This is a genomic window from Pseudomonas sp. SCB32 (assembly GCF_009189165.1).
Classification (GTDB): Bacteria; Pseudomonadota; Gammaproteobacteria; order Pseudomonadales; family Pseudomonadaceae; genus Pseudomonas.
Genome location: NZ_CP045118.1, coordinates 4,987,488 through 4,999,390, shown reverse-complemented (window position 1 = coordinate 4,999,390; position 11,903 = coordinate 4,987,488). Strand labels below are relative to the sequence as shown.

The window sequence follows — 11,903 nt, the reverse complement described above, 5'->3', positions numbered from 1 at the left end:
ATTCAGGCTAGGGCAGTGGTGTAGCAGCCTCGAATGTGAATAGCCCGCTTGCTGCGGCAACACCAATGGCATGTTGCCGGCTCACCGAGCCGAGCTTGCGTTGGGCATTAAGTAAGTGAAAGTCGATAGTTCGTTCGGAGCAGGTAAGGATATGGCTCATCTCCCAGGTCGTCTTGCCAGCACTGGCCCAGTAAAGGCACTCCAATTCCTTCGGCGTTAGGTCCTGGCGCACTGGAATAGAGGTACGCAGTTGGTGGCACATTCCGGCCAGAAGATAGGGCACGAGCATAAACAACTGACTTATCGCAAGGAGGGAATAGACTTCTTGCTCCGCGGCATCGCTGTCATCAAAAGCCACGCTCAGGGTCCCCCTGAAAAGTTCGTAGCGTAGCGGTATGCTCAGACCGCTGCGCAGCCCGTATTGTTCGCGTTGCTCCCAGAAGCGCCTTGAGCGACCACGTGCCCGTCGCCGTTCGGTGGCCCAGAAAATTGGTACCAGCTCCCGGCGGCAATGCTTGATGATGGGATCAATTTCGATGAGTCCAGCGCTACAGTAATGCTCCAGCCAGTTCCTGGGGAAGTTTGTCATGACGCCCTTTAATGGGTTTGCGGCGTCTAAACGTGCGGGACCAAAGCTCACTAAGTAGCTGGCGAAACCTAGTTTGCGCAGTATTTTTTTAAGCAATCGCTCCCAATCGCAGCGGTTGATATCTTTGGTAAGGCTCATGAAGATAGCCAATGGCGCAGACACCTCTGCCTGCTTGTGAGCAAAAAACGATGCGTTGTGTTTGCCCATAAACATTTCGCCCATGATTTGATCAGACAGCCCTCGGTAGGGTGCACTGCACCAGACACCGTTATGCTATGCAGGTGAGTTCAGGTACTGATTAATGAAGCTGCGGAACAGGTCTAGACCGCTTTCCGTAAGGATGCTTTCAGGGTGGTACTGAACCCCTTCTATGGGCAGTGTGCGATGGCGAATTCCCATAATGTAACCATCGTCAGTGGATCTGGAGGTCACTTCTAGGCATTCGGGCAGGCCGAGGTCTTCGATCATCAGAGAGTGATAGCGCGTAGCCTTGATCGAGCGCCCATAGGTATGGGCATACACACCCTTGCCATCGTTTTCTATTTCACTCACCTTGCCATGCATGACATGCCGCGCGCGGCATACCCGAGCACCGTATGCTAGACCCAGGGCTTGATGTCCAAGGCAGACGCCGAGTAGCGGAAGACGTCCCTCAAAATGCCTAATAAGCTCGATATAGCCGACATCCGCTGGGTGACCAGGGCCTGGGCCCAGTACGCAGAAGTCCGGCGCGAACGCCTCGATCCGGTGGATGAGGTCAGGCTGATCATGACGCTCGACGCGGGCTTCCAATCCGAGTTGCTCAAGGTATTGGCTGATGATAAAGACAAAGCTGTCGTAGGCATCAATTAAATGGACTTTCATAGCCCGATCTCCTTGCCGGTCACCGCGCGGTAAACTGACCCCATCTTGTAGAGTGTTTCTTTCCACTCCATTTCGGGCGTCGAGTCGGCCACAACACCAGCGGATGCACGCAGGTAATAGGTACCGTTGTTATGGACGGTAGAACGAATGCACAAGGCCGTATTCACGTTACCATCGAAGCCAATCAGGCCGATTGCGCCTGCATAGATTCCACGTCGGTTACTTTCCATAGCTTCGATCAGTTCCATTGCCCTGACCTTGGGCGCTCCTGACATGGTTCCGGCCGGGAAAGACGCTTTGATCACGTCGTAGGCATCCAGATCAGGGCGCAGCAACCCGCGAACATTCGAGACCATGTGGTAAAGGTGCGAATACTCTTCCACAAGCATGAATTCATCTACCTCCAGAGTTCCTGCCTGGCACACTCGGCCTATGTCATTGCGGCACAAGTCGATGAGCATTAGGTGCTCCGCTCGTTCCTTCTCCGAGCGCGTCAACTCTAATACCAGCTCAGTCGGTGCGACCCCAGGTTTCTTACCCACGGTCCCCGCAATTGGGCGCATCTCGATCAGGTCGTTCTTGATCCTGACGAAAAGCTCGGGACTTGCGCCTATCAAGTCAATTCCGCCTATATGTGCCAAGTACATGTAGGGGGACGGGTTGCGCATGCGCAGGCTTTTGTAGACGTCGAATGGAGCGACCTGGGAACGAATGCAGATCTCATGGCCCAGTTGAATCTGGTACACATCTCCTGCTCGTATGTGCTCCATGGCAACTTCCACCCGTTGATTGAACTGTTCTGGTGTAACCGTACGAGTTTCTTCGAACAGCTGCGGGTAATGGGGTTGTTCCTGTGCACTATCGGGCGCAGGAGCGTGTAGGAACGGATAGTCCTCTAAGCCACGAGTTTTCCAGAGTGGGTGGTTGTTGATCAGAGTTTCCACCACACCATTGCTATGGAAGTAGACCAGCGTCTGATAGACCGACAAAGCAATGAGCGGGTACTCGTGGGCTTGCTCGGCCAGGTTTGGTAGGCGCTCGATCAACCGAACGCTGTCGTACGAGAAGTAGCCAAAATAGGCAAGGCTCTGAGGCGCAATCGGGGCAGGCTGGAACAGGTCTTGGATGTGGCGTAACAGGTCCCAGGCCGCTTCACGGTCATGCAATTCGATCTGCAAGTCGGGCCCGATATCCATTCCGTGTTGACGCAGGCAGGCGTATAGATGCTTGCAAAGGTCAGGCTGACCACGAAGATATGCCTGCCTTTCTTCGATGCACACTTCGAAAATTGGCTCCAGACCGATGATAGTCGCTCGTCGATCACGGCTCGGACCGGAAAGTGACTCAAGAATAAATACCGATTCACGGCCTAATTGTTCAAGAGCATGTGCATAGATACCAAGTGCATCGGTTGTTCGACGCTCTTCATGTCGGAGAGTATCTATGCATAGTGTATTGTTTTTCATGGTAACTGCCATTTTTTGGAATTCGGTTTTGGCGCTATAAAAATTAATTAACGTAAAGTGTTTAAGCGCTTTGTGTGAGGTGAATTATTAATGCGTCTGCAATTGCGGGGGAACTACCGAACTTCGCCTGCTGCGACCAGAATATTCATATGGCCATGTAGCCGGCAGAGCTAAAGTGTGTATGAAAATTCGAGATAGGAAACGGCTGTCAGAAAACAGTCAATGGTGTTCGCTGTGTTAGCGAGGCCAATTGATATTTTTAAAAGTAGCCAATGTGGGGCCAAAAAATCTATTGGAATAGCTGTTCCAAGTTTGGGCGGAAAGACAATAGCAAATATTTGATATCCCGGTGGTGGCTAATCACTGTGGTGGGCGATCAATGAAGATCGCAACTACCAGCGTACCTATAGCGTGTCAATTAGTGCCCTATTTATTGCTAGCAGTGCTGTCAACGAGCAAAGCTAAAGGCTGGCAGTGCATAAACGATGCAGTCGAAATATGCAGTCCCGCGTTAACAAAAATTAAGCTCGTCCGCAACTGTTGGATCTGTCAGCTAGGTATCTGAAAGTTCAGAAACTAACGTAGATGTCGCTGAGTTGCAGTCTCAACAGGAGCGCTTGAGATGAAAGAGCAATTGAACGAATTCAAGAAACGATACGACCCGATTCACCACGCTTATTGGACGGATACACTCACCGACGCTGCCTTGGCTGAATGGCATCAACAGCAATTGCGTGTTGTGCTCGCTCACGTCAAGCACAGCTCACCTTTTTATGCCCGACACCTAGCCCAGGTTAACCCCGGTGATCTGACTCTGGACGACCTGACAGCCTTGCCATTCACTACTAAGGATGACTTGCGCGAAGCGGGTTTCGACATTCTGTCGGGGCCCTTGGAAGATGCGACTTTCTACTACGAGACAACCGGGACTACCGGTCCTGCGACGCCGTGCCCTCGGGATCGTATAGAAAGCCACGCTAGCAACCGTCAGTTGGCCATGGCTTACCAGGCTGTAATGGAAAAGCACTTCCCTGGTGAGAAAACCGTGGTCGGCATCATGGGGCCGACCGAGGTTCACTCCTTTGGCGATACCCTAGGCGATGTATGCACCCTGCTCGATTTATGCAACGCCAAACTATGGCCGCACTCCCCGGTCATTGGTTGGCCGAAGGCATTGCAATTGCTGAAGGACCTGCGCATTGGTGTGCTCGCTTCGGCGCCAGGTCTTTTGCTGGCCATGGCAAAGGAAGCTGAGCGGCAAGGATACAACCCACGCGAACAATTCAGCCTGCGTGTATTCATGATGAGTGGCGAGTTGTGTACGCCGGCGCTGAAAAACAACCTGTTCAGCCTCTGGGGGGGCGGAAGCCTACAACAGCCTGTATGGCTCGCAGGAGACGATGATCATCGCGGCTTGCAACGCCAGCGATCAGTTGGTGCCTCACCGTCTCAATTACCTCATCGAGGTACTAGACCCGATGACTGGGCAAAGCTTGGGGGCAACCGGTGAGGGTGAACTGTGCGTGACCATGCTAATACCCGGCAGTAAGCCCCTCATTCGTTATCGCACGGGCGACCTAGTATCGATCCAGTCACGCCCAGGATACCCGCAGTCCATGCGCCATATCATCAGGGTGGTTGGCCGCGTCAAGGATGCCGTGCAACTGAATGATCGAGCGTTTTCTGCTGCGCAGATCGAACAGGCATTGCTTGAGGGCGTCGAGCAGTGCTTGGGTTATCAGATTGTCCTCAGCCATGCCAACGAGCGCGATACTGTCATTGCCAAACTGGAAATGTCGCGCTTCTTCGAGGGCGACCGGGCGCGTTTGGTGCTGTTGATCAAAGAGCGGCTGCGCGAGCGCCTTGGGGTCGATGCCACCGTCATGGTTGTCGATGACCTAGCCGAGCATGTGAACCTTGGCAGTTGGTTCAGCTGGAAAGAGGCTCGCATCGTTGATCATCGCAAAGGATAGAGCCATGGGCCTGTCCGTAAGTGTGATCGATACCACCAGCGAACTTTTCGCAGCCGTCAGGCAGCTTCGGGCGCGCTACCTGGGGGAAAACCCAGCACAAGAAGACGATTACGAGCGCCGCGAAGGGCTACGTGATGCACTGTCCTACCATCTGATCTATCTGGATGACAATCGTGTGGTCGGCACGCTGCGAGTCACCCCGTTGGGGCATGGCTTCAGCTTCGTCGAGCGGGCGGTCGATGTGCATGCGCATTTTCCGATGCCGACCGATGCTTTCGACGCTAACCGCCTGGTACTGGATGAGTGCTATCGCGGCGGCCGCCACCTGCGAATGTTTCTTCTACAGGCTGCGATCTGGCTGAAGGCCAATACCCATTTGCGATTCATTTCGGCGCTCTGTCGCGGGCAGCTGGCTGCACTTTATATCGGGCTCGGCGGGCGGATGCTTATAGAAGAGGTCATATGGGCTCCACAGCAGGTAGAGCGCCGCTACAGCTTGGTGTACCTGGAACTCGAGCAAGTTTACAACACCGTGAAAGGAGGCAATTAAAATGCAAGCGTTCTTCAAGGAACTCGACACTATTGTCGAAGCTGGCTGGGCTCAGATCAAACAAGGCGACTACTGGAAGTTCAGTCTGGCCAATACCACGCCTGCAGCGCTTTACCAGCAAGTGATGTTGCAGGTGTATCACTACACCCGCTACAACTCGGTAAGCCAGGCTGCTTGTGCCTTCAGCGCCGACCCGAAGCAGACCACACTGCTTCGCTATGTTTACAAGCATGCGCTAGAAGAACTGGGCCACGAAAACATGGTCCTTCGGGATCTAGAGGCTGTGGGTCTATTGCCTCAGGAGATGCCGGCGCCATTGGCACCCACTCAGGCACTGATTGCTTTCCTCAACGATGTGGCAATCCGTAAGGGGCCAATCGCCCGCTTGGGGTATAGCTATTGGGCCGAGGATGTTTATGAACATATCCAGCCTGTGCTCCAACGCTTCCGCAAAGACCTGAACCTCAATGACGAGCAGATGACCTTCTTCGTTGCGCACTCGACCATCGACGAGAAGCACTTTGAGGAGGTTCGCCTGGCCATAGGGCGCGCCGCGAATACAGAGGAAGACCGTCAGCAGATCAAGGAAGTCGCCCGCGTTACCTTGTGGCTGACCGGGCAACTACTGGAGGAGGCGCTGCGTGCTTATCTGGTGGGCGAGGAGAGTTTGAGGGAGGCTTCCTGAATTATGAAGCTGGCCATCATTGTCGGATCAAGCCGGCCTTGTGGTGCCAGTGCACGGGTGGTGGCGCTTGTGCGCCACCACCTGGGCGAAGAGGCCAAGGTTGACGAAATATGGCTCAAGGATTACCGCATCGAATACTGCGATGCGGACAACGCCTGCTCCATGAAAGATTGCTCCATATCTGATGACGTTGCGCAATTGGTAGCGCGAATAGATCGCGCGGATGCGTTGCTCTACGTGCCTGTTATGCATGCCTATGGACTCAATAGCCGGTTTCAGGCGTTTCTCGAGCGAGTGGGCTATGGCTTCATGCGTCCCCGTCAACGCCCCATGCGCGACAAACTCGCCGCGATTGCCGTGGTCGGGCGTCGCTATGGCCATACGGCAGTCTTTTCGCAGGTCGTGCTCAATGTGCTTTTAAACAAGATGATCCTGATCGGCGCTGGTTTCCCGCCTTGCTTCCAGACCCAACTCGTACATGACCCAGAAGCCGAAGAGGCACTACGCGAAACTCTTGATCGGCTTATCGAACACTACCGTAGGCTCAATGCCAGTTGGCGTCCGCAGGGAAGGGCGCCAAAAGTTATACGCCCGATTCAATTTTCGAAAGGATGATCGCATGTCATTGAAAGACTCTATGCTTGCATTGCTGGTCGCCTTCCTTTGGGGCGCGCAGGTCACTGCGGTCAAGATCGGCGGCGCCGAGTTGCCACCTATACTCATGGTTGCCATGCGTTATGCCATCATGTCGCTGTTCCTTCTTCCTTTTCTGTGGCGTAGTCAGCGAGCGCAAATCATGCCGATGATGGCTATTGCCACAGTGACGGGCACGCTACATTTTGGGCTGTTGTACTGCGGTATCGCCCGAGTTGACGCCTCAACTTCAGCAATCATTTATCAGCTAGCTACACCATTCACGTTGATTCTGGCCTGCCTTTTGCTCGGCGAGACGCTGAAACTCAAAGTGGTTGCCGGCATCGCCTTGGCTTTTTGCGGGGTACTGGTACTGCTCGCCAGTGATGTGGCCAAGGCCACACTCACTGGAATGTTGCTAGTCGCATTGGCAGCCCTAGCATTTGCCATTGGGTCGGTACTGACCAAACGTATGGGACCGTTTGATCCGTTGGCGCTCAGCGCCTGGACAGCGATTGTCGCGGCGCCACAATTGTTGGTCTGGTCGCTGGTTCAGGAAGGTGAACAGTGGTCCACAGTAGTCAGTGTGAGCGCCCAAGCCTGGTGGGCCATGATCTACACCGCGCTGAGTGGTGGCCTACTGGGGTTTGGCCTCTGGTTCTGTTTGCTGGGGCGCAATCACATGCAACAGCTGACTCCTTATCTACTGCTGGTACCAGTATTTGCCATCGCTGTGAGCCAGATCCTACTCGCCGAAGGCCTGGGTCCACGCCTGTTACTAGGGGCTGCGTTGACGCTTCTAGGTGTCGCGCTCTGCCAGCTTCGCCTGCCAACGCCCAACATCCTGGCGGCCACAGGTAGCAAGGAGCAGGAGGAAAATCGATGAACATCGTTGATCGCTTGTTGCTTACCTCCATACGTAAAATCAATCGGTGGCGTTTTACCCTGAAACTACGGTGGCATGGCGGCCTTGCCTACTTGGAGAGTGCCCAACAAAACGGTCCAAGCTTAGTGCTGCTGCACGGCCTCGGGGCCAGTAAGGATCAATGGGGCCCTGATATATGTAAGCTCGCCCGCGAACACCATTGCCTGTTCATTGATTTACCAGGGCATGGCCAGTCCACTTACCAGGTCCAGCAGAGCCTTGGTCCACAGGCGATGCTTGCAGAACTTGAAACTCTGTTAGACCAACTGTCGGAACGCCCAATTGTTTTGATTGGCAGTTCTTTGGGAGGATGTGTGGCAGCGCTTTACGCTGCCAAGAAACCAGATCGGGTTGAACGCTTGATACTACTGGCACCGGCCGGGCTGGGCGAAGCGGTGCTTGGGAGCGCATTCCAAGCCAGCCTGCGGAAAGATCAGAATGGTGGCTTTGGCTACCGTACGGTTGAAGAAATGCAGCGCTTCTGGCGCTTGTTGTTCGTACAGCCGCCGCAGGCCGCTGGCCGGCTTGCAAGTGCACTGGCCGCGAGCGGCCGTGCCCGGTACGCAACTCTGCAGAAAGTGGTCGCTGATACTCGACACGAAGGGCTGGACTTGTTGATCGAGCAGTTGCCGAGCATCACCTGTAAAACACTGGTGATCTGGGGCAGTGACGACCAGGTGTTTTCTATCACTGCGTTGGCGCCGCTGCTGCGAGCACTACCTGATGCCTGCAGCCAAGTTATTGAAGGCACTGGACATGTACCTTATCTTGAGCGCGGCGACGAGGTCGTAGCAGCCATTACATGCTTCATTGGCGGGTCATCTGCTCTCGATATAGGCTGATGCTCGAGTAATTTTGAGTGATCATGGCCAGATTTGCCTTGCGTTTTGGGCGATTAAACGATCTCGCTTTTGGGATGCCGCCCATGAAAAAGCCCGCCGATTGGCGGGCTTTTTTTGTTTTGGGTCCCCGCGTTCGCGGGGATGACGCGACAATCCAGAGTGTCATTCCCGCGAACGCGGGAATCCAGTAAACCACCTCAGGCCCTGGCCGCCGGAAACTCCCGATGCAACTGCGCCAGCAACTGATCCTTGCTTTCCCACAGCTGATTCACCCACAGCTGGAACTCGGCGCGGTAGCCCTCGTCCTGGTCGTAGCTCTTGCCGACGAACTGGCGCGGGATTTCCAGCTCCTCGAAACGCACCACCACTTCGCGCAGCTTGCCCGACAGCAGGCACCAGAAGGTCGGGCGGCCGTCGGGGTAGTGGATGGTGACGTTCACCAGGGTGCGCAGCTGCTCGCCCATCGCGTCGAGGACGAAGGCGATGCCGCCGGCCTTGGGCTTGAGCAGGTGCTGGAAGGGTGAGTTCTGCTCGTCATGCTTGGCCGGGGTGAAGCGGGTGCCTTCGAGGAAGTTGAAGATCGACACCGGAATGCGGCTGAACTTGGCGCACGCCTTGCGCGTGGTTTCCAGGTCCTTGCCTTTCTTCTCCGGGTGCTTGGCGAGGTAGGCCTTGGTGTAGCGCTTCATGAAGGGGAAATCGAGCGCCCACCAGCACAGGCCGATGATCGGAACCCAGATCAGTTCCTGCTTGAGGAAGAAGCGCAGCAGCGGCACGCGGCGGTTGAGCTGGTATTGCAGGACCAGGATGTCGACCCAGCTCTGGTGGTTGCTGGTGACCAGGTAGGAGTGCCCGTACTCCAGGCCTTCCAGGCCCTTCACGTTCCAGCGGGTGTCGCGGACCAGGTTCATCCAGCCCTTGTTGCAGGCGATCCAGCTCTCGGCGATCAGGCTCATGATCTTGCTGCAGACGCTTTGCGCGGCGGCAAACGGCAACAGGATCTTCACCAGGGACATGCAGAGCAGCAACAAGGCCCAGCACAGCGTGCTGACGACCAGGATCAGGGTGGCGAGGATGCCGCGCAGGGTGGCAGGAAGGAAACTCAACATCGAGGATAGGTCCTTGTACGTGGGCGCCCGGTTCCACCGGGCGCGTGAAGCGTTCTCGGGCACATCCTCGTGCCGGGTTGTCAGCCGTCCTTGCCGCTGTCGGCCTGGATCGCGGTCAGTGCGATGGTGTAGACGATGTCGTCCACCAGCGCGCCGCGCGACAGGTCGTTCACCGGTTTGCGCAGGCCCTGCAGCATCGGTCCGATGCTGACGCAGTCGGCGCTGCGCTGGACCGCCTTGTAGGTGGTGTTCCCGGTGTTCAGATCGGGGAACACGAACACGTTGGCGCGTCCGGCCACCGGGCTGTCGGGCGCCTTCTGGCGGCCGACGCTGGCGATGGCGGCGGCATCATACTGCAAGGGGCCGTCAATCAACAGATCGGGGCGTTTTTCCCGCGCGATGCGTGTGGCTTCGCGTACTTTGTCGACATCTGCGCCCGTTCCGGAGTCGCCGGTGGAGTAGCTGATCATCGCCACCCGCGGGGTGATGCCGAAGGCCTGCGCGGAGTCGGCACTCTGCAGTGCGATCTCCGCCAGGTCACTGGCCGAAGGATCGGGATTCACCGCGCAATCGCCATAGACCACCACCTGGTCGGGCAGCAGCATGAAGAAGATCGAGGACACCAGGTTGTAGCCGGGCGCGGTCTTGATCAGCTGCAGCGCCGGGCGGATGGTATTGGCGGTGGTGTGGATGGCGCCGGAGACCAGGCCGTCCACCTCGTTCAGGGCGAGCATCATGGTGCCCAGCACCGTGTTGTCTTCCAGTTGCTGCTCGGCCATTGGCGCGTTCAGGCTCTTGCCCTTGCGCAGCTCGACCATGGGTTCGACGTAGCGGCTGCGCACCAGGTCCGGGTCGATGATCTCCAGGTCCTCGGGCAACACGATGCCGAGCATCTGCGCCACGGCCTGCACATCGTCGGGCTTGGCCAGCAGCACGCAGCGGGCGATGCCGCGCGCATGGCAGATCGAGGCGGCCTGCACGGTGCGCGGCTCGCTGCCCTCGGGCAGGACGATGCGCTTGCCGGCGCGGTTGGCGCGCTGGGTCAGCTGGTAGCGGAACACCGGCGGCGACAGGCGCAGTTCGTGGGGCGCGCCGCAGCGCTCCTTCAGCCATTCGAAGTCGATGTGCCCGGCGACGAACTCGGTGACGCGCTCGGCGCGTTCGCGGTCGTCCACCGGGATTTCCTTGTTCATCCGGGTCAGGTCGCCGGCGGTGTCGAAGGAGCCGGTCTTCACCGTCAGCACCGGCAGGCCACCCTGCAATGCACTGCGGCACAGCTCCATGATCCGTGCGTCCGGGGTCAGGCCCGAGCACAGCAGCAGGCCGGCCAGCGGCACGCCGTTCATGGCCGCAAGGCACGCGGCGAGGATGATGTCGTCGCGGTCGCCCGGCACCACCACCAGCACGCCGGGCTTGAGCAGGTGCACGGTATTCGGCGCCGAGGGAGCGCAGAGGATGATCTTCTGCACGCGGCGCTGTTCGTAGTCGCCAGCGTTGAGCACGCTGGCATCGAGCAGGTCGGCCACATCGCGGGTGCGCGGGGCGTTCATCTCGTCCTGCCAGGGAATGCAGCCGAGCAGGCGCACATCGCCGTCGCGCAGCAGCGGCGAATGTTCCTTCAGGCGCTCACCGAACAGCCGGGCGGCGGCCTCGGCGTCGCGCGGCGCGTCGTCACTCTCGCCGCCGCGCACCTTGTTCACGATCAGGCCGGCCAGGTTCGGGTCGCGCGGGCCGCCGAACAGCTGGGCGAGGATCTCGATGCGGTCGGACAGCTCCTTCACCGTCTCGTTGTCCGGTGCCGACACCAGGATCACCTCGGCGTCGACGCTGCGCGCCAGGTGGCCGTTGATGCGCGCGGCGTAGCTGGCGTGCTTGGTCGGCACCATGCCCTCGACGATCATCACGTCCTTGCCTTCCGCCGCCTGGTTGAACATGCCGACGATGTGCTCCAGCAGTTCGTCGAGCATGCCGTCGCCGAGCATGCGCTCGACCTTGGCCAGGGACAGCGGGGTAGGGGCCTCCAGGCCGTGGGTGCGGGCGACCAGCTCGCTGGAGCGCTCCGGGCCGTCGTCACCGGCGTGGGGCTGGGCGATGGGCTTGAAGAAACCGACTTTCAGGCCGGCGCGTTGCAGGGCGCGGATCAGGCCCAGGCTGGTGGACGTCAGGCCGACACCGAAACCGGTCGGCGCGAGGAAGAAGGTGTGCATCCGGGCTCCTTAAGCCGTGCGGGAAAGGGCGCTGCCCTTGTGGGGCAACACCTTTTAACA

General features: G+C 57.6%; 10 protein-coding genes and 1 pseudogene. 6 read left to right on the top strand and 5 right to left on the bottom strand.

The window, feature by feature from the left end; all coding sequences use genetic code 11:
- Window positions 1-7: 7 nt before the first annotated feature.
- From GA645_RS22810 to GA645_RS22800, 3 genes are read right to left on the bottom strand one after another with little or no spacing between them, the layout of a single operon-like run.
- Entirely contained in the window at window positions 8-811 is an 804-nt protein-coding gene (locus GA645_RS22810) for a LuxR family transcriptional regulator (RefSeq protein WP_256676001.1), read from the bottom strand.
- A gap of 51 nt (window positions 812-862) precedes the next feature.
- Entirely contained in the window at window positions 863-1,453 is a 591-nt protein-coding gene (locus GA645_RS22805; protein WP_152225712.1) for an aminodeoxychorismate/anthranilate synthase component II, read from the bottom strand.
- On the bottom strand, window positions 1,450-2,919 hold the full coding sequence (locus tag GA645_RS22800; RefSeq protein WP_152225710.1) for an anthranilate synthase component I family protein: 1,470 nt from the start codon (window positions 2,917-2,919) through the stop codon (window positions 1,450-1,452). Before GA645_RS22800 ends, GA645_RS22805 begins: the two co-directional genes overlap by 4 nt.
- Window positions 2,920-3,541: 622 nt before the next feature.
- On the opposite strand from GA645_RS22800, the pseudogene GA645_RS22795 reads away from it, so the two are divergent.
- From GA645_RS22795 to GA645_RS22770, 6 genes and pseudogenes are all read left to right on the top strand, one after another.
- Window positions 3,542-4,892: pseudogene (locus GA645_RS22795) on the top strand (phenylacetate--CoA ligase family protein).
- A 4-nt stretch (window positions 4,893-4,896) separates the two neighbouring features.
- Entirely contained in the window at window positions 4,897-5,442 is a 546-nt protein-coding gene (locus GA645_RS22790) for an acetyltransferase (protein WP_152225708.1), read from the top strand.
- Window position 5,443: 1 nt separating this feature from the next.
- Window positions 5,444-6,127: an iron-containing redox enzyme family protein gene (locus GA645_RS22785; RefSeq protein WP_152225706.1), complete on the top strand. Its 684-nt coding sequence runs from the start codon at window positions 5,444-5,446 to the stop codon at window positions 6,125-6,127.
- 3 nt (window positions 6,128-6,130) lie between these two features.
- Window positions 6,131-6,742 carry a flavodoxin family protein gene (locus tag GA645_RS22780; RefSeq protein WP_152225704.1) on the top strand — a complete coding sequence of 204 codons (612 nt, stop codon included), beginning with the start codon at window positions 6,131-6,133 and terminating at the stop codon, window positions 6,740-6,742.
- Window positions 6,743-6,746: 4 nt separating this feature from the next.
- Window positions 6,747-7,646 (top strand): DMT family transporter, encoded by a 900-nt coding sequence (locus GA645_RS22775; protein WP_152225702.1) that lies wholly within the window; start codon window positions 6,747-6,749, stop codon window positions 7,644-7,646.
- The gene (locus GA645_RS22770; RefSeq protein WP_152225700.1) at window positions 7,643-8,527 is read left to right on the top strand and encodes an alpha/beta fold hydrolase; all 885 of its coding nucleotides are present in this window, start codon (window positions 7,643-7,645) and stop codon (window positions 8,525-8,527) included. Before GA645_RS22775 ends, GA645_RS22770 begins: the two co-directional genes overlap by 4 nt.
- A gap of 197 nt (window positions 8,528-8,724) precedes the next feature.
- Here GA645_RS22770 and GA645_RS22765 read toward each other — a convergent pair whose 3' ends face one another.
- Together GA645_RS22765 and pta are read right to left on the bottom strand one after the other, a co-directional pair.
- On the bottom strand, window positions 8,725-9,636 hold the full coding sequence (locus tag GA645_RS22765) for an acyltransferase (protein ID WP_152225698.1): 912 nt from the start codon (window positions 9,634-9,636) through the stop codon (window positions 8,725-8,727).
- 80 nt (window positions 9,637-9,716) lie between these two features.
- Window positions 9,717-11,843, bottom strand: a complete 2,127-nt coding sequence (gene pta / locus GA645_RS22760) for a phosphate acetyltransferase (RefSeq protein ID WP_152225696.1) — start codon at window positions 11,841-11,843, stop codon at window positions 9,717-9,719.
- Window positions 11,844-11,903 lie beyond the last annotated feature (60 nt).